Origin of the sequence: Microvirga roseola (assembly GCF_020866965.1) — a bacterium.
Classification (GTDB): Bacteria; Pseudomonadota; Alphaproteobacteria; order Rhizobiales; family Beijerinckiaceae; genus Microvirga; species Microvirga roseola.
The window spans coordinates 35,018-52,965 of record NZ_JAJATX010000023.1 but is presented as its reverse complement, the minus strand read 5'-3'; the positions used below and the strand labels follow the sequence as shown (position 1 = coordinate 52,965).

Annotated in this window: 18 protein-coding genes; 14 read left to right on the top strand and 4 right to left on the bottom strand. The window is 65.1% G+C overall.

Annotated features, from left to right (window positions below; translation table 11 throughout):
- Positions 1-228: 228 nt before the first annotated feature.
- The 4 genes from LG661_RS14540 (at position 229) to LG661_RS14525 (ending at position 4,555) form a co-directional block, all read left to right on the top strand.
- On the top strand, positions 229-2,208 hold the full coding sequence (locus LG661_RS14540) for a hypothetical protein (RefSeq protein WP_230532619.1): 1,980 nt from the start codon (positions 229-231) through the stop codon (positions 2,206-2,208).
- A gap of 205 nt (positions 2,209-2,413) precedes the next feature.
- Positions 2,414-3,526 carry a M20 family metallopeptidase gene (locus tag LG661_RS14535; RefSeq protein ID WP_230532618.1) on the top strand — a complete coding sequence of 371 codons (1,113 nt, stop codon included), beginning with the start codon at positions 2,414-2,416 and terminating at the stop codon, positions 3,524-3,526.
- Between the two features lie 2 nt (positions 3,527-3,528).
- Complete coding sequence (locus tag LG661_RS14530) at positions 3,529-4,005, top strand: GNAT family N-acetyltransferase (protein WP_230532614.1); 477 nt, start codon at positions 3,529-3,531, stop codon at positions 4,003-4,005.
- A 7-nt stretch (positions 4,006-4,012) separates the two neighbouring features.
- Positions 4,013-4,555 carry an RNA pyrophosphohydrolase gene (locus LG661_RS14525; RefSeq protein ID WP_230532613.1) on the top strand — a complete coding sequence of 181 codons (543 nt, stop codon included), beginning with the start codon at positions 4,013-4,015 and terminating at the stop codon, positions 4,553-4,555.
- Here LG661_RS14525 and LG661_RS14520 read toward each other — a convergent pair.
- On the bottom strand, positions 4,515-5,153 hold the full coding sequence (locus tag LG661_RS14520) for a MarC family protein (protein WP_230532612.1): 639 nt from the start codon (positions 5,151-5,153) through the stop codon (positions 4,515-4,517). The genes LG661_RS14525 and LG661_RS14520 overlap by 41 nt on opposite strands.
- 70 nt (positions 5,154-5,223) lie before the next feature.
- Here LG661_RS14520 and LG661_RS14515 point away from each other — a divergent pair, with 70 nt between their 5' ends.
- Complete coding sequence (locus LG661_RS14515; protein ID WP_230532611.1) at positions 5,224-6,075, top strand: protein phosphatase 2C domain-containing protein; 852 nt, start codon at positions 5,224-5,226, stop codon at positions 6,073-6,075.
- Here LG661_RS14515 and LG661_RS14510 read toward each other — a convergent pair.
- Both LG661_RS14510 and LG661_RS14505 read right to left on the bottom strand, forming a co-directional pair.
- Positions 6,072-7,091 (bottom strand): M48 family metallopeptidase, encoded by a 1,020-nt coding sequence (locus LG661_RS14510; protein ID WP_230532610.1) that lies wholly within the window; start codon positions 7,089-7,091, stop codon positions 6,072-6,074. The genes LG661_RS14515 and LG661_RS14510 overlap by 4 nt on opposite strands.
- Before the next feature lie 8 nt (positions 7,092-7,099).
- Positions 7,100-7,657, bottom strand: a complete 558-nt coding sequence (locus tag LG661_RS14505; protein WP_230532609.1) for a LemA family protein — start codon at positions 7,655-7,657, stop codon at positions 7,100-7,102.
- 204 nt (positions 7,658-7,861) lie between these two features.
- Here LG661_RS14505 and LG661_RS14500 point away from each other — a divergent pair, with 204 nt between their 5' ends.
- From LG661_RS14500 to LG661_RS14485, 4 genes are all read left to right on the top strand, one after another.
- Positions 7,862-9,010, top strand: coding sequence for an amidohydrolase (locus LG661_RS14500; RefSeq protein WP_230532608.1), 1,149 nt, complete (start codon positions 7,862-7,864; stop codon positions 9,008-9,010).
- A gap of 420 nt (positions 9,011-9,430) precedes the next feature.
- Complete coding sequence (gene gyrA / locus LG661_RS14495; protein ID WP_230532617.1) at positions 9,431-12,121, top strand: DNA gyrase subunit A; 2,691 nt, start codon at positions 9,431-9,433, stop codon at positions 12,119-12,121.
- A 279-nt stretch (positions 12,122-12,400) separates the two neighbouring features.
- Positions 12,401-13,678, top strand: a complete 1,278-nt coding sequence (locus LG661_RS25245) for a calcium-binding protein (RefSeq protein ID WP_322098875.1) — start codon at positions 12,401-12,403, stop codon at positions 13,676-13,678.
- A 26-nt stretch (positions 13,679-13,704) separates the two neighbouring features.
- Positions 13,705-14,022, top strand: a complete 318-nt coding sequence (locus tag LG661_RS14485) for a hypothetical protein (protein ID WP_230532607.1) — start codon at positions 13,705-13,707, stop codon at positions 14,020-14,022.
- Between the two features lie 262 nt (positions 14,023-14,284).
- On the opposite strand, the gene LG661_RS14480 is transcribed toward LG661_RS14485, so the two are convergent.
- On the bottom strand, positions 14,285-14,446 hold the full coding sequence (locus LG661_RS14480; protein ID WP_230532606.1) for a hypothetical protein: 162 nt from the start codon (positions 14,444-14,446) through the stop codon (positions 14,285-14,287).
- Positions 14,447-14,486: 40 nt separating this feature from the next.
- Between LG661_RS14480 and coaD the strand changes: the two genes are divergently transcribed.
- The 5 genes from coaD to queA all read left to right on the top strand — a co-directional run bounded on the left by coaD (position 14,487) and on the right by queA (position 17,868).
- Positions 14,487-14,987, top strand: coding sequence for a pantetheine-phosphate adenylyltransferase (gene coaD / locus LG661_RS14475; protein ID WP_230532605.1), 501 nt, complete (start codon positions 14,487-14,489; stop codon positions 14,985-14,987).
- Positions 14,988-15,016: 29 nt separating this feature from the next.
- Positions 15,017-15,565, top strand: coding sequence for a peptidylprolyl isomerase (locus LG661_RS14470; protein WP_230532604.1), 549 nt, complete (start codon positions 15,017-15,019; stop codon positions 15,563-15,565).
- A complete protein-coding gene (locus tag LG661_RS14465) occupies positions 15,565-16,074 on the top strand; it encodes a hypothetical protein (RefSeq protein WP_230532603.1) in 510 nt (169 codons plus the stop codon). The genes LG661_RS14470 and LG661_RS14465 overlap by 1 nt, the downstream gene beginning before the upstream one ends.
- A gap of 48 nt (positions 16,075-16,122) precedes the next feature.
- Positions 16,123-16,590, top strand: coding sequence for a peptidylprolyl isomerase (locus tag LG661_RS14460; RefSeq protein WP_230532602.1), 468 nt, complete (start codon positions 16,123-16,125; stop codon positions 16,588-16,590).
- A 201-nt stretch (positions 16,591-16,791) separates the two neighbouring features.
- The gene (queA, locus tag LG661_RS14455; RefSeq protein WP_230532601.1) at positions 16,792-17,868 is read left to right on the top strand and encodes a tRNA preQ1(34) S-adenosylmethionine ribosyltransferase-isomerase QueA; all 1,077 of its coding nucleotides are present in this window, start codon (positions 16,792-16,794) and stop codon (positions 17,866-17,868) included.
- Positions 17,869-17,948 lie beyond the last annotated feature (80 nt).

Sequence of the window (17,948 nt, the reverse complement as noted above, 5' to 3'; positions counted from 1 at the left end):
GCGGATCCCGCTTCAACGATCTCGACGACGATATCCCGTTCTAAGAGGACAAAGCAGGGTCCGCCTGTCCGGAGCGCCGCGGCTCTTTGTTCAGGTGCAATCCAGGCAGCCATGAAAGGGGCCGAGACAGGCCCCTTTTGATTCCGTTCCTATCTGTCTTGCAAGGGGCGGAGCGCCGGGATACCGTTACGTAATAAGCTTGTCCCGCTGCCCTCCCTCGGTGCTCCTATGGCCCTTACTCTGACCCTTCAGGCTTTCAGCCGTCCGACGGCGTCCTCCGTCATATCCCGGATCTCGGCCGGGCCCGACGGCAGCGAATGGAACGGCCTCAGCCAGGATGGGGTCCTGAGCGCCGACGGGCGCTACCTGTTTTTCACGAGCGAAGCCAGCAATCTCGTCTCCGGCGACACCAACAACAGCTCCGACATCTTCCGCAAGGACCTGCTCACCGGTGCGGTCATCCGCGTGTCGACATCGGCTTCAGGGCTGGAAGGCAACGGCGAGAGTGTATTGCCGCAGATCAGCGCCGATGGCCGCTACGTGGCCTTCGTCAGTCACGCCAGCAATCTGGTGGCGGGAGATGCCAATGGTGTGAGGGACATCTTCCGCAAGGATCTCCTCACGGGCGAGATCGTTCGGCTGTCGACCGACGGCGCCAGATCGGAGGCGAACGGTGCCAGCTTCACCCCGCGCTTCAGTCCCGACGGCCGCTACATCGTCTTCGAGAGCGATGCCAGCAACCTCGTTCCTGGCGACAACAAAGGTGTTGGCGATATTTTCGTCAAGGACTGGCTCACTGGAGGAATCGCCCGCATTTCGGTGCGTGAAGACGGCGCGGAAGCGGACTGGCACAGCCTCGATCCGCACTTCTCGGCCGATGGGCGCCATGTCGTGTTCTACAGCAGCGCAAGCAATCTGGTTGCTGGCGATACCAACGGTCAGCACGATGTTTTTATGAAGGATCTCTTCACCGGTGAGTTGACGCGGCTCTCGACCAGCAGCACCAGTGCGGAAGCGGATGGCTACAGCGGATCGCCGCATCTCAGCGCCGACGGGCGCTATCTCGTTTTCTTCAGCGATGCAAAAAATCTGGTTCCCGATCTGGCGGGCAGCGATCCTTCGACCCTTCATATCTTCCGCAAGGATCTCGCCACGGGCGAGGTCGTTCTGGTCTCCGCCAGCAGCACAGGCCTGGAAGGCGACGGAGACAGTTTGGAGCCAACCATCAGCGCCGACGGGCGGTATGTCGTCTTCTCCAGTCTGGCCAACAACCTTGTTCCCGGCGACACCAACAGCGCCTACGACCTTTTCATGAAGGATTTGAACACGGGGCAGATCGTTCGTCTCTCGACCTCTGCCGAAGGTGTCGAGTCCGACGGTATCAGCGGCTTCGGCGTGGCATTTCACCCGGATGGTCGCTCCATCGTCTTCGGGAGCCTGGGAAACAAACTGGTCGCCGAAGACTCCAACGATTTCATTGATATTTTCCGGGTCGATGCAACCCTCATGTCCCATGCCCCCGCCGTGGTGGCCGGGCGCTACGTGGAACTGCGTCTCGGAACCGGCCAGGCTTCTCGTGTCAGCCTCGATTGGGGCGATGGTACGATGGAGACGGCATCGCCGTCGGGCGGCAGCGCCGGATTCAGCCACATCTATGCGAGCGCCGGAACCAAGAAGGTTGTCGCGACCGTCGTGGAGAAGGGCCAGTCCTGGGCCGTGCCGTACCTCATTGACCTCGCATCCGGGACCATGATGCGCGACAAGTCCCGCGCCGATACGCTCACCGGCGGCAAGGTCGGGGACCGGCTCAAGGGCGACAAATTCGCGAACCAGGTTCACGGTGAAGCCGGAAGCGATAAGCTCTACGGCGGGTCTGGCCACGACAAGCTCTGGGGCGGGCTCGGCAACGACTATCTGAAGGGCGACAGCGGGCGCGACACCTTCGTGTTCGACGCCAGGCTCTACTCGGCGAAGACCAACAAGAGCAAGAACCTGGACAAGCTCGCGGACTTCAAGGTCAAGGACGACACGATCTGGCTCGACAACAAATACTTCAAGAAGATCGGCTCGGGCTCGGAGCTCACGCCAAAGACGCTGAATAAGGACTTCTTCCCCGTCGGCCCCGCGGCCGTGGAAACGAACGACCGCATCGTCTACGACAGGAAGAAGGGCGTGCGGTACTACGCTGCGGACGGCTCGGGCTCGTAGGACGCGGTGGCGTTCGCCAAGCTCAAGAAGAACCTCAAGATGACCTATAAGGATTTTTACGTCATCTGACGCCCCGGTCGCGCGCGGAGCAGGTCTGCGCTTCCGGCGGGTGACTCCGCGGTTCAACGTGGCTATGAATCGAGAGGCGGCTGTTCAGGCCGCCTTCTTCCTCACGCCCCGTCCCGCCTCCGAAGCCGAAGAGATCATGACCGCGCCCTCCCTCGACACGCTCCTCACCTGGATCCGCACCGAAAGCCCGACCCATGACGCGGCCGGGGTCAATCTGATGATGGACCTCGTGGTCGCGCAGATGCAGGACGCGCCGGTTGCCGTCGAGCGCGTCAAGGGCGAGCAGGGCCTGGGCGATGCGCTCATCCTGCGCGCCGGCCCCCGGACGGACGAGCCCGCGATCCTCGTCATGTCCCATCTCGACACGGTGCACCCGGTGGGCACCATCGAGCAGGACTTGCCGCTCAGGATCGAGGGCGACCGACTCTACGGGCCGGGCATCTACGACATGAAGGGCGGCGCCTGGTTCTGCCTGGAGGCCTTCAAGGATGTCGCCCGCCGGGGCGCGGCGGCGCGGCCCATGGTCTTCCTCGTGACGCCGGACGAGGAGATCGGCTCGCCCATGACGGGGCCGATCATCGAGGATTTCGGCCGCCGCGCGGCCTATGCGCTGGTCACGGAGCCCGCCCGCGACGGCGGCCAGATCGTCACCGCCCGCAAAGGCGTGGGGCGCTTCGACGTGCATGTGGAGGGCCGCCCCTCCCATGCGGGTTCGCGCCACAAGGAGGGCCGCAACGCCATCTACGAGGCCGCGCGCCAGATCCTCGCCATCGAGGCCATGACGGATTACGCGAAGGGCATCACGACCACCGTCGGCATGGTCTCCGGCGGCACGGCGATGAACACCATTCCGCAGCATTGCCGCTTCCCGGTGGACCTGCGCGTCGAGACGCTGGCGGACGGTGAGGCCGTCACGGCTGCGATCCTGGGGCTCAAGCCCGCCGATCCCGACTTCAAGGTCACCATCACCGGCGGCATGAACCGGCCGCCCTATGAGCGCTCGGAGGGCACCGCGAGGCTCTTCGATCACGCCAGGTCGCTCGCCGCCGAGATCGGCTTCGATCTCGTCACCGCGCCCCAGGTGGGCGGCGGCTCGGACGGAAACTTCACGGCGGCTCTCAATGTCCCGACCCTCGACGGTCTCGGCATCGACGGCGACGGGGCGCACACGCTCCAGGAATACGGCCTGATCTCCTCCATCGCCCCGCGCCAGAAGCTCATGACGAGGCTCCTGGAGACCCTGCGCTGATCATGGTCGCGATCAGCGACCTGCGCGACAGGCCCGACTTTGCCGACGTCGTCGCGGACAGGGTCTGGCGCGCCTTCTGGAAGGATCGGGGACACCCCCTGAGCCTGCTCACCGGCCTCGTTCAGAAGAACCTGGAGGCCGGGCCCATTCCCACAGGTCTCGTGGCGCATGAGGGCGATGCCTTCCTCGGAACGGCTTCGCTGATCGCCTGCGACGAGGAGGGCCGGCCGCACTACACCCCCTGGGTGGCGGCCGTGTGGGTGGAGCCCGAACACCGGAGCAGGGGCATCGGCGCGGCGCTGGTCGCGGCTGCGGCCGATGCGGCCTTCGAGGCCGGGGCAGGGCGGGTCCACCTGCTGGCGGGCGCGCAAAGGCGCTCGTTCTACGAGGGCCTGGGATGGATTGTTCTCGAGGCTGACGCGCTGCGGGAGGGAATGTTCATCCTCGTCCGAGACAGTGACCGGGCGCCGAGCCCGTAAGGAAGCCATGTCAGAGCCCGTCTATCGTCCCAATGTCGGCATCGTCCTCTTCGACCGCAGCGGCCGGGTGCTGATCGCGCGGCGGCTGCGCGACGACGGTCCCGAGATCGTGCTGCCGGGCCACGAATGGCAGATGCCGCAGGGCGGGGTGGATCCGGGCGAGGACCTCGTGGCCGCGGCCCGGCGGGAGCTCTGGGAGGAGACGAACGTCACGAGCGCCGCCTATCTCGGCGAGACGGCTTCCTGGGTGACCTACGACTTCCCGCCCTATGACGGCCCGCCCCACAGGCTGTCGCCCTTCCGGGGACAGCGGCAGAAATGGGTGGCGTTTCGCTTCGAGGGCGAGGAGGGCGAAATCGAAGTGACGCAGTCCCGCGGTGGAATGGAGCCGGAATTCAGCGCATGGCGCTGGGAAGCCATCGACCGCCTGCCGGAGTTGGTCGTGCCCTTCAAGCGCGCCGTCTACGAGCACGTCGTGCGGGAGTTCCGGTCCTTCGCGGGGGGAGCGCCTACAACGCTGGCGGCTGCACCAGCGCCAGCATGCCGTTGATGACGAACTGGACGGCGAGGCCCGCCAGGATCACGCCGAGCAGGCGGCTGAGCACGATGTTGCCGGTGACGCCGAGCATGCGCGAGACGCGCTCCGCCGCCATGAAGACCGCAAAGCAGCTTCCCACTCCCAGTGCGATGAGGGCGATCAGCGATCCCAGATAGACCGGGTTGCCGTCCGCCCGGCCGGCCAGCAGGATCGTCGCCGTGATCGCGCCGGGGCCCGCCATGAGCGGAATGGCCAGGGGAAAAGCCGCGACGTTGCGGATGTGATCCTCGGTGATGGCGGTGTGGGCCGTCTGCTGCTTGCGCTCGTTGCGGCGCTCGAACACCATCTCGAAGGCGATCCAGAACAGGAGCAGGCCGCCCGAGATGCGGAAGGCGGGAATGCCGACGCCGAGCAGCCGCAAGAGCAGCTCGCCCCCTAGGCCGAAGAAGGCGAGAATGCTGAAGGCGATGATTGCGGCCCTCAGCGCAACGCGCCTGCGCTCATCCGCGTTCATGCCCTGCGTCAGCGAGATGAACATGGGCGCGAGCGCCGGCGGATCGAGCGTGACGAGCAGCGTGACGAGGGCGGCGGAGACATAGTCAAAGAGCATCGGCTGGACCTTGGCTTGAGCTTTGCGTTATGGCCATGTCGGCAGGGTTTGGCGAGAGGGGCTGGCAATAATGTTCACGATTTTGGACCGCATCAGCCAGGCGGGGCACCCGGACAAGGCCAACGAGGATATCTGCGGGGCCTCAGGCGACTGGGCCTGGGTGATCGACACCTCGATCTTCCCCGGCACCAGGCCCGTCATGCACCGGAAGAGCGACGCCACGTGGCTTGCCGCCTTTGCGGATGAGCGGCTCTCGAACCTCGCTCCCCACGCGGAGGACGGCCCCACCCTCGTGCGCCACGTGATCGAGGAGGCGAGGACCGCCTTCATGGCGGTCGCCCCCGAGGAGCGGCACGATTTCGTCACCTGGCCGCTTGGGGCCATGACTTTGGTGCGCCGCCGGGGCGACGTGCTCGACGCCTGGACCTTCGGCGACACCACGGCCTATCTCCGCAGGCCCGACGGGACGGTGACGACCCTGGGCGATGGCCCCAACCTGCGTGACGCCGAGGCCGCCAAGGCGGCCGAACTGATGCAGGCGGCGGGCTCCAGGCCCACGGCCATCCTCGACGAGCCGGTCTTCCTGCAATGGTTGGGCGAGCGCCGGGAGCGGCAGAGGAAGAGCGGCGTTCCGGCCGCTCTGCTGAGCTTCGATCCCCGCGCCGTCGAGCGCCTGAGGCACGAGACAGCCCCCTGCGAGGAGGGCACGGCGATCCTTTTGGCCTCCGACGGCTTCTCGGCCCTGGTCGATCTCTATCAGGCCATGGACGCGAAGGCCCTCATGGAGGCGGCGCTCGCCTCCGGCCTCGAGCCGCTCGCCCGCATGGCCCGGGAGATCGAAACCGAAACCGATCCGGACGGAAAGCTCTATCCCCGGTTCAAGCAGAGCGACGACACGACGGTGATCCTGTTGCGGGCCTAGGCGGCCGGCGCTTCCGGCAGGGGCGGAGCGATCTCTCCGGGCTCGGGCATCGTCGCGGCTTTTCCGCCCGCGTAGCGCACCAGGGCGTCGATGCGCTCCTCGATGGAGGGGTGGGTGGCGAAAAGGTTGGCGAAGCCGGAGCGGGGATTGTCGAGGCAGAGCTCCATGACTGCGGAGGGGACGCCCTTCAGCTCGCCGTTGTCCTCAATTTTCCGGAGCGCCGAGATCATCGCGTCGGCGTTCTTCGTCAGCTCCACGGCCCCCGCATCGGCCAGGTACTCCCGGCGACAGGAGAGAGAAAAGCGGATGACGTGCGACAGCTGCCACGCAACAAAGATGAGGATGTAGGCCACCAGCACGACAGCAAATGGTCCGACCCCGACATTCTTCTTCACGCGGACGGAGCCGTTGGCCCGCCGCCTGCGAAAGAGCATTTCGCCGATGAAGGAGAAGATCCCGACGACCAAAACGGCGATAATCATCGTGCGAACGTCGCCGTTGCGGATATGGGTGAGCTCGTGGGCCAGCACCGCCTCCAGCTCCCGGTCGTCCAGCAGGTCGAGAAGACCGCGGGTGACGGTAATCGTGTACTGGTCGGGGCGGGTGCCGGAGGCGAAGGCGTTGGGAGCCTCGGTCTCCAGAATCCGCAGCCGCGGCATGGCCATGCCGCGGGAGATGCAGAGGTTCTGGAGCAGGTTGTAGGGGCGGGGAGCCTCCGCCCGCTCGACGGCTGTGGAACCGGTCGTGAGATCGAGGATGAGGTTGCTAAGCCGCAATCCGCACCAGACCCAAATCGCCGCTAGCACTGTCGCGGCCGGGGCGGCCCAGAGCATGTCCCTGGCGCCGGCGCGGATCAGGGCCTCGAAGGTCCCGGAGCTGTCATCGGTCCAGACCCGCCACAGCAGCGTCAGGGCGAAAGCCAGAAGATAGAAGAGGAGAAAGAGCCCGGCGATCAGGAGCGCCGAGCGCCGGTGGTTGGCCTGGATATGGGTGTAGAGGCCGAAGGCGGGGAGCACGGGACGCCCTAGAAGGCGACCTTGGGCGGGATCTCGAGAGCCTGACGCTCCGGCTCTCCGAGATCGAAGAAGACCTGGGGCCTGAAGCCCATGATCCCGGCGAACAGGACGGCCGGGAAGTGCTGTACGGCGGCGTTGTACTCGGCGACGCCGTTGTTGAAGAAGCGCCGCGCGGCGGCCAACTTGTCCTCGATGTCGGCGAGATCCGTCTGCAACTGCTGGAAATTCTCGCTGGCCTTCAGGTCGGGATAGGCCTCGCCGAGCGCCACGAGGCGGCCGAGCGCACCTGAGAGAGCGCTCTCCGCCGAGGCCTGATCGGCCGGCCCCTGCGCTCTGAGGGCGGCATTTCGGGTCTCGACCACGGCTTCGAGGGTCTCGCGCTCGTGGCTGACATAGCCCTTCACCGTCGCGATGAGATTGGGGATCAGGTCGTGGCGCTGCTTGAGCTGCACGTCGATATCGGCAAATGCCTGGGTGACCCGCGTTCTCAAGGTGACGAGGCCGTTATAGACGGCGATGCCGTAGAGCACGACAAGGCCAACAATCCCCCAGATCAGCCATTCCATGGCGCGGCTTTCCTTTATTCCCAGGGCTTAGAGCCATGGCACGTCCGGACGATGCGGGCAAGCCGCGGCGTAGGCTGGGAGCGCGTTCGTTCCAGCATCTGGCCGCTGTAAGAGCCTGGGTTGTTCTGATCTTCGGATTGAACAGCCGATGCGTTCCGTGCGAGTGCTTGCTGCTCATGAGGTCCTTCTCGCGGGAGATGATCCGTGTTTCTCACCAACCAGGACTTGGTCGAGCTGACCGAGTGGCGGCGAAAACTGCACCGGATGCCGGAATTGTCCGGGCAGGAGGCCGAAACGGCCCAGGAGGTCCGCGCCTTCCTGGCATCCACTGGCCCGGACCGGATCGTTGCCGGTCTCGGCGGGCATGGCGTCGCGGCCGTCTACGAGGGCCGGGAGCCCGGGCCGACCGTAATGGTCCGCGCGGAGCTCGATGGGCTTCCCATCGAGGAGATTTCGGATGCCCCCCACCGCTCCGCCGTGCCGGGGAAGGGGCATCTGTGCGGGCATGACGGTCACATGGCGATTCTTGCCGCGCTCGCACGCGGCCTGGGACGCCAGCGCCCCCAGCGGGGGCGCGCGGTTCTCCTGTTCCAGCCGGCGGAGGAGGACGGGTCGGGCGCCGCCGCGACCGTCGCCGATCCGAAATTCAGCGACATCGCCCCGGATCTCGCCTTCGCCCTGCACAACGTGCCGGGCCTTCCCTTCGGCCAGGTCGCGCTGACCGAAGGACCGGTCAATTGCGCGTCGCGGGGCATGCGCATCGTCCTCTCCGGCAAGACGGCCCATGCCTCCATGCCGGAGACCGGCCTGTCTCCCGTGGACGCCGCCGCGAGGCTCATGCCGGCCCTGACGGCCCTCGGCAGCGGCGGGACCCTGGACGAGGGCTTCGCCATGGCGACGGTCACCCACGCCAGGATCGGCGAGCCCGCCTTCGGCGTCGCGCCGGGGCGGGCGGAGGTCTGGGTGACGCTGCGGACCCTCGTCGACCGGCGGATGGCCGATCTCTGCGCAAGGGCCGAGGACCTGGCGAGGCGCGCGGCGGCGGAGGGAGGCCTTTCCGTCGAGATCGCCTATGACGACGTCTTCCACCATTGCGAGAACGCGCCCGAGGCCGTCGCCCATCTCCGCGGCGCCCTCGAGGCGGAACGGGTGCCTTTCGACCGAGGCAACCTGCCGATGCGGGCCTCGGAGGATTTCGGCCGCTTCGGCGCGAAGGCTCCGGCCGCCATGTTCTTCCTCGGCGCAGGCGAGAACCACCCGAGCCTCCACAACCCCGATTACGATTTCCCGGACGACCTGATCGGGATCGGCGCCCGGGTCTTCATGCGGACCTTGCGGAACCTGCTGGGCTGAGCCGCGCCCGGTTGGAATTGGCGAACGTTTCCAGAGACTTGGTCCTGGCGGCGGGATGTTTTGCCTGCCGGAGTTCCCGGGCGGGCAAATGTGCCACAGGGGGAGGGGGCTGCCGCCCTCTTCGTTGTGCTCATTTAAGTCGTTGAACAAACTTTGCTTTTTGCTCTTCCTGTTCTCTCTGGATAACCTGCCAAAAAGCTTGAAAAAAGGCTCCCGATCGCCCATCTAAGGACTTGATTTCAATTGGATTCGCGAGGCTGCCCGGCAGCTGGATGAAAGCGGCGAGAACGCCGCCTCTCGCGAAGGGGCAGACCGTTTTAAGAAAGACCAACCTTGACCGATCCGAACGATATCCGCTCCGGCCCCCCTGCTGGGGACCAGCCGGCGAGCGACATCAAGCCGATTTCCATCGTCGACGAGATGAAGCGCTCCTACCTCGATTACGCCATGAGCGTGATCGTGAGCCGCGCGCTTCCCGATGCCCGCGACGGCCTCAAGCCCGTGCACCGGCGCATCCTCTACTCGATGCACGAGAACGGCTACACGCCCGACAAGAAATACGTGAAGTCCGCACGCATCGTCGGCGACGTGATGGGTCAGTATCACCCCCACGGCGACGGCGCGATCTATGACGCCTTGGTGCGCATGGCGCAGGACTTCTCGCTGCGCCTGATGCTGGTGGACGGGCAGGGCAATTTCGGCTCGGTGGACGGCGATCCGCCGGCGGCCATGCGCTACACCGAGTCCCGCCTCGCCAAGCCGGCCATGCCGCTGCTCGACGACATCGACAAGGACACGGTCGACTTCACGCCCAACTACGACGAGTCGAAGGAGGAGCCATCGGTCCTGCCGGCGCGCTTTCCGAACCTCCTCGTCAACGGCGCGGGCGGCATCGCGGTCGGCATGGCCACCAACATGCCTCCCCACAATCTGGGCGAGGTCATCGACGGCTGCCTAGCCTTCATCGACAATCCCGGCATCTCGGCCGAGGAGCTGATCGAGATCATTCCGGGCCCCGACTTCCCCACCGGCGCCCTGATCCTCGGCCGCGCCGGCGTGAAGTCGGCCTACACCACGGGCCGCGGCTCCATCATCATGCGGGCGAAGTCCGAGGTGGAGGAGATCCGCAAGGACCGCGAGGCGCTCATCTTCACCGAGATCCCGTATCAGGTGAACAAGGCGTCGCTCATCGAGAAGATCGCGGAGCTCGTCCGCGAGAAGAAGATCGAGGGCATTTCGGACCTGCGCGACGAATCCGACCGCGACGGAATGCGCATCGTGGTCGAGATCAAGCGCGACGCCATGGCCGACGTGGTGCTCAACCAGCTCTACCGCTACACGCCGCTGCAGACGAGCTTCGGCGCGAACATGGTGGCGCTCAACGGCGGCCGTCCGGAGCTGCTGACGCTCAAGGACCTGATCAAGGCCTTCGTCGACTTCCGCGAGGAGGTCGTCTCCCGCCGCACCAAGTTCCTGCTCAACAAGGCCCGCGAACGCGCCCACGTGCTGTGCGGCCTCGCGATCGCCGTCGCCAACATCGACGAGGTCATCCGCCTCATCCGCACCGCGCCCGATCCGAACGCGGCGCGCGAGGCCCTCATGGGCCGCGACTGGCCGGCCAAGGACATCGCGCCGCTCATCGCGCTGGTGGACGATCCGCGCCACAAGATCAACGAGGACGGCACCTATCGTCTCTCCGAGACCCAGGCCCGCGCGATCCTCGACCTGCGCCTCCAGCGCCTCACGGCGCTCGGCCGGGACGAGATCGGCGACGAACTGCAGAAGCTCGCGAACGAGATCTCGGATTACCTCGACATCCTGCGTTCGCGCGCCCGCATCATGGGCATCATCAAGGACGAGCTTACGGAAGTCCGCGAGTCCTTCGCGACCCCGCGCAGGACCCAGATCGTGGACTGGGACTCGGATGTGGACGACGAGGACCTGATCGCCCGCGAGGACATGGTCGTCACCGTGTCCCATGCCGGCTACATCAAGCGCGTGCCGCTCTCCGCCTACCGGGCTCAGCGCCGCGGCGGCAAGGGCCGCTCCGGCATGTCGACCCGCGACGAGGATTTCGTCACCCGTCTCTTCGTGGCCAACACCCATACGCCGGTGATCTTCTTCTCCTCCGCGGGTCAGGCCTACAAGGAGAAGGTGTGGCGTCTGCCGCTGGCCGCTCCCAACGCCCGCGGCAAGGCCCTGGTGAACATGCTGCCGCTCGACAAGAACGAGCGCATCACCACCATCATGCCGCTGCCAGAGGACGAGGCGTCCTGGGACAAGCTGGACGTGATGTTCACCACCTCCCGCGGCACGGTCCGCCGCAACAAGCTGTCGGACTTCGTGCAGGTCAATCGCGGCGGCAAGATCGCCATGAAGCTGGACGAGGGCGATCACATCGTCGACGTGCAGATCTGCTCGGAGCAGGACGACGTGCTGCTCACCACGGCGAAGGGCCAGTGCATCCGCTTCCCTGTCACGGATGTGCGCGTCTTCAAGGGACGCGACTCCATGGGCGTGCGCGGCATCAACCTGGCTGAAGGCGACGACATCATCTCCATGGCGATCCTGCGCCACGTGGAGGCGACGGGCGAGGAGCGCGCGGCCTATCTCAAGATGCGCCGCGCCGTCACGGGCGAGCAGATGGGCTCGGATGCCGATGCCGCGGACGAGGCGGAGGAGGCAGAGAGCGCAAACTTCTCCCTCTCGCAGGAGCGCTATGCTCAGATGAGCGCGCAGGAACAGTGCATCCTGACGATCTCCGAGAAGGGCTACGGCAAGCGGACGCTCTCCTACGAGTACCGTATCACCGGGCGCGGCGGCAAAGGCATCACGGCCATGGCGGTCAACAGCCGCAACGGCAAGCTGGTGGCCTCGTTCCCGGTCGAGAACTCCGACCAGATCATGCTCGTCACCGATGCTGGCCAGCTGATCCGCGTGCCGGTCGACGGCATCCGGGTTGTCGGCCGCAACTCGCAGGGAGTCACGATCTTCTCCACCCGCGACAAGGAGAAGGTGGTCTCGGTGGAGCACATCGAGGGCGAGGACGCCGAGGAGGTCGAGGGCGCGGACGACGCCGCAGCCGAGGGCGGCGAGGCGACGGAGGAGTAAGGCTTCTCCTGCTGCTTCAAAAATTCAAAACCCGCCGGCTCAGGTCGGCGGGTTTTTGCGTTCGATGCTGTGCCGCCCCCCGAATGCTGGAGCCAATTCAGGAAACCTGGGCACCGGTTTTCACTGACGTGGCCCTTCGGGGCTGTCCGGAATGGCGGCATATAGAGGACAGGCAAAGCGGTTTGCACTTTCCACCAATCCGCAAGCCGCTCTAACAAGGGTTGTGCCATATGTTATATAGTTATAAATCAATGGAGGGTTGAACTTTTAGAGTAAGACATGCCGGTCAATATTGTAGGAACTGATGCCGCTCAAACCTTCTCGGTAAGGGGAGGTGAACTGACCAGTGGGGTCATCGATGGCGGTGGAGGAGTCGACATCCTGGAGCTGCGGGAATTCTTCTACCCACAGATCTTCGACTTCACGAACCTGACAACCTTCCGGAATATTGAGGTCATCAAAGGTGTCATCGAAGTGGCCCAGATACGCATCCGTGCCGATCAACTGGCGGGTGTCACTACGATCGACAGTGTCGAGACTCAGCATCTCGATCGGGTTACGATTGTCGGGCAGAACATCGATCTGCGGGGCAAGACCTTCGTTGGAAATCTTGAGATCCTCCCTGAGACCGCCAATGCAGAGATTCAGGTGTCCGATTTGGCCGCTGCCCGCCTGATCAAGCCTGCGGTTCGGGGAACCCATGTTCGAATTCAGAACGGTACGCTGACCCAAGAACAACGCGTCGCGCTTTATGACCAGGGAATCGATGCGATAACCGATGCCACGGGCGTGACGACAACGGCTGCCGGACCGGTTTTAGGAGAACTTCACGGCGACAAGCTTATCTATAAGGCTGGCGAGGTGATGATCGATGTCGGTTCCAATGCAACTCTCACAGCCGAAGGCCATCTAAAAAGCTTGGTCGTCAAGCTCACCGGAATGGACAGCCTCTTCAATACTCTTGATCTCGAGTTAGGCGCACGCCTCAAGGTCGATGGTACAAATTCCGAGGGAGATAACAGGCTCTTCTACGATAACGTTGAGATTGGCAGCGTCTTCCGTGAATCCGTAACGGGGAGCTTGCACTTCAGCTTCAATGGAAATGCTACGGCCGAGCACGTGCAGGAGGCCGTCAGATCGGTCAGCTACCTTTACGACTTTTCATTCCCTCCATCGTCTGGTTCTCTCAAGGTTGAATTCACCGTGCAGGATGCCGGTGGCCGCATCGCAAAAGCGGTTACGACCATCTACTTCGGCTCGGAGCCTGCAATTGGCACGAGCGGCAACGATTTCTTGAAGGGCTCGAGCGGCCGCGATGTCATCAAGGGGGCGCTTGGCGACGACATCCTAAAGGGCTTGGCCGGGAACGATAGCCTCTACGGCGGCTCTGGAAACGACAAGCTTTGGGGCGGCTCGGGCAAGGACACCCTGAAGGGCGAGGCTGGCCGGGACGTCTTCGTGTTCGACACCAAGGCGAGCAGGAGCAACAAGGACAAGATCCTCGACTTCAAGGTCAAGGACGACTNCTTTGGGGCGGCTCGGGCAAGGACACCCTGAAGGGCGAGGCTGGCCGGGACGTCTTCGTGTTCGACACCAAGGCGAGCAGGAGCAACAAGGACAAGATCCTCGACTTCAAGGTCAAGGACGACTCGATCTGGCTCGACAACAAATACTTCAAGAAGCTGGGCAAGAAGGGCTCTGAGGCAAAGCCGGCGAAGCTGAACAAGAAGTTCTTCACCGTCGGCGACAAGGCCAAGGACAAGAACGACTACCTGATCTACGACAAGAAAAAGGGCGTGCTCTATTACGATGCCGACGGGTCGGGGAAGGACAAGGCCGTCGAGATCGCCACCCTCAGGAAGAAGCTGAGGATGACTTCCAAGGACTTCTTCGTCATCTAGCGGGGCCCCGCCGATGAAAGCCGAAACGGCCTGCGATGGAAAGCCGTCGCAGGTTGTCATCGTGAACTCCAGCCCTTCGGGGCCATACACGGTCTCCTGCGCGACATTCGCCCGACCGAAGGCGGCGACCAGTCGCCTGTGATCCGCATCGGGCGTGAACGGACCCTGGCAGGTCAATCCCTCCGCTTGGGCGATGCCCGCAATCAGAAGCGAAGCGGCCAGGATCATGCCGAGGCGCATATTTGCGTCCAAGAGTCGGGGTTCAAACAGCCAGGCTCGCGAGCGCCGCCGGGCTCAAGATCGCGGCGGCGGTGGCGAATACGATGAACAGACGGAAGACCATGGGAGTCTCTCCATGAGCCTGCACTTCAGGCTGGATGGATCCATCCCACGGCCCCGCCCGGGCTTCTGTGTGCGGGCGCACCGCTTGCTCCCGTGCGATTCTCCGGCTACGCCATAGGCTCATGACACGCACCGCCCTCTATACCGGCAGCTTCGACCCCGTCACGAACGGCCATCTCGACGTTCTCCGTCAGGCCTGCAGCGTGGCGGAGAGGATCGTCGTGGCCATCGGCGTCCATTCCTCCAAGGCCCCGATCTTCTCGGCCGAGGAAAGGGCCGAGATGCTGGAGCAGGTCTGCGGGCCGGTCCTGAAGGCGCAAGGGGTCGAGCTGGAGGTCGCAACCTTCGGCGATCTCGCGGTCGAGGCCGCCCGCCGCCACGGGGCGGGCCTGATCGTGCGGGGGCTGCGCGACGGCACCGACTTCGATTACGAGATCCAGATGGCCTCCATGAACGCGGCCATGGCGCCGGAGGTCCAGACGGTGTTCTTCGCGGCCTCGCCGCCCGTCCGCCCCATCACGGCCACGCTTGTCCGGCAGATCGCCGGAATGGGGGGCGACGTCTCGCACTTCGTGCCCGCCCTTGTCGCGGAGCGCCTGAAGGCCAAATTCAAGCGGCAATAAAGCCGCTCATTCCAAGGAGAACAGCACTCATGAAGCGTCTGCTCGTTGCCGGAGCCCTCGTGCTCGCCGGCCTCGTCCCTGCTGCGGCCCAGCAGGCCGCCGACCCGCAGAACACGGTCTATCTCGACACCAAGGACGGCCGCATCACCATCCGCCTGCGCCCGGACCTGGCTCCCAAGCACGTGGAGCAGATCAAGACCCTGACCAAGCAGGGCTTTTACGACGGCGTGCCCTTTCACCGGGTGATCGAGGGCTTCATGGCCCAGACCGGCGATCCGACCGGCACCGGCACCGGCAAGTCCGACCTGCCGAACATCCCGGCCGAGTTCACCCAGACCCAGTTCAAGCGCGGCTCCGTCGGCATGGCGCGCTCGCAGAGCCCCAACTCGGCCAACAGCCAGTTCTTCATCTGCTACGAGGGCTGCGGACCTCTGACCGGCCAGTACACGCTCTTCGGCGAGGTCGTGTCCGGCATGGACGTGGCCAACAAGATCAAGAAGGGGAATGCCGCCGCCAACGGCATGGTGCAGAACCCCGACAAGATCGTGAAGATGCAGCTCGCCGCCGACGCGAAGTAATGCGCTCAGGCCTGGCATACGGAGCGCGGCGGGCAGCCGCCGCGCTCCTGCTCATTGCGGCAGCCGTCTCGCCGCTCGCAGCCCAGGGGCTCGATGCCTTCGGCGATCCGGACGAGCGCCAGAGGCAGCTCGAGCCGCCGCTGCCGCTCCCGGAAGGCTCCATCGGCACCGTCAAGCCGCCGACGGACGAGACGCCGGTCCGGCGCGTCGACCGCATCCGGGACGTTTTCCAGGCGATCCGCGCCTGCTGGCGTCCGCCCAGGAATGGCGGCTTCTCGGGCCAAGAGGTCACCATCCGCCTCAGCTTCAAGCGCAGCGGCGAGGTGCTGGGCCAGCCCCGCATCACCTATTACAACCCAGGCAGCCAGCCGGAGATGCGGGAGGCTTTCACCCGATCCGTCCGCGAGACTTTCGAGCGCTGCACGCCGCTTCCGTTCACGGAGGGCCTCGGCAGGGCGATTGCCGGACGCCCCTTCATCTTCCGTTTCAGCGACACCCGGCCTATGTGAAGCCGGAACGCTGCAAGCCCTTCACCCCAGCCAGCACAGGAGAACCCGATGGCCGATCCGGAAAACACCATCATCATGGAAACCACCAAGGGCCGCGTGGTCATCGAGCTGCGCCCCGATCTCGCCCCGGGTCACGTGGAGCGCATCAAGACGCTCTCCCGCCGGGGCTTTTACGACGGCGTGCCCTTTCACCGGGTGATCGAGGGCTTCATGGCCCAGACCGGCGATCCGACCGGCACCGGCACCGGCGGCTCCGACCTGCCGGACCTGAAGGCCGAGTTCAACGCCGAGCCGCATGTGCGCGGCACCTGCTCCATGGCGCGCACGAACGCCCCGCATTCCGCCAACTCGCAGTTCTTCATCTGCTTCGACGACGCCCGCTTCCTCGACAAGCAGTACACCGTCTGGGGCAAGGTGACCGAGGGCATGGAGAACGTGGACAAGATCAAGCGCGGCGAGCCCGTGCGCGATCCCGACCGCATCGTCTCCATGAAGGTCGCGGCGGACGCTGCCTAAGCTCCACCTACGTCCACCGCGGTGCCCGGGCTCGTCCCGGGCATCCACGTTCTCAAATAAACCGAGTCACCCTAAGCCCTCATCCTGAGGAGGTGCGTAGCACCGTCTCGAAGGACGAGGGCGCCTCCAGAGAACACTGGATCCTCCTTCGAGACGCAGACTGCGTCTGCTCCTCAGGATGAGGGTTGAGACAGATCGTATATGCGCGTCGACCTCTTCGATTTCGATCTGCCTGAAAGCAGTATCGCGCTCCGCCCCGTGGAGCCGCGCGACGGCGCACGCATGCTCGTGGTGCGCCCCGAGGGGGCGTTCGAGGACCGCATCGTCCGCGACCTGCCGGACCTCCTGCAGCCCGGCGACGTGCTGGTGCTCAACGACACCAAGGTCATTCCCTCCCGCCTCTACGGCCTGCGTGTGCGCCAGGAGACGGCGGCGCGGGTCGAGATCATGCTCCACAAGCGGGAAGGGGCGGATCGCTGGCGCGCCTTCGCGCGACCGGCCAAGAAGCTCAGTATCGGCGACCGCATCCGCTTCGGCGAAGAGGCCGAGAGCACGGTTTGCGAGCTCGTGCGCCTGGATGCGGAGGTCGTCGAGAAAGGCGAGGAGGGCGATGTGACCCTGCGCTTCTCGTTCTCGGGTCCTGTCCTGGACGAGGCCATCGCCCGGCTCGGGAAGCTGCCCCTGCCGCCCTATATCGCCGGCAAGCGCCCCACCGACGACAAGGACCGGGCGGATTACCAGACCGTCTATGCCAAGGACGAGGGCGCGGTCGCGGCCCCGACCGCGGGCCTTCATTTTACGGAAGATCTCCTCCGCCGCCTCGACGAGCGCGGCATCGCCTGCCATTTCGTGACGCTCCATGTGGGCGCGGGGACCTTCCTGCCCGTGAAGGCGGAGGACACCGCCGAGCACCGGATGCACGCGGAATGGGGTACTGTCAGCGAGGCGACCGCGCAGGCTCTCAACGAGGCCCGCGCGCGGGGAGGGCGGATCGTGGCGGTCGGCACCACGTCCCTGCGCCTGCTCGAAAGCGCGGCGCAGGAGGATGGAGCCATCGCTCCGTTCTCCGGCGATACTGCGATCTTCATCACCCCCGGCTACCGCTTCAAAGCAGTGGACGTGCTCATGACCAATTTCCATCTGCCGCGTTCGACCCTGTTCATGCTGGTCTCCGCCTTCTCGGGTCTCGAGCGCATGCGGGCGGCCTACGACCATGCCATCGGGAGCGGCTATCGCTTTTATTCCTATGGCGATGCGAGCTTGCTGTTCCGGCGTTGACACGCTGTCATCCCCGGCGGCTCGAAGAGCCGGGAAGGGGATCCATCGCCGGACGCCATGGAGTATGGTTTCCCTTCCCC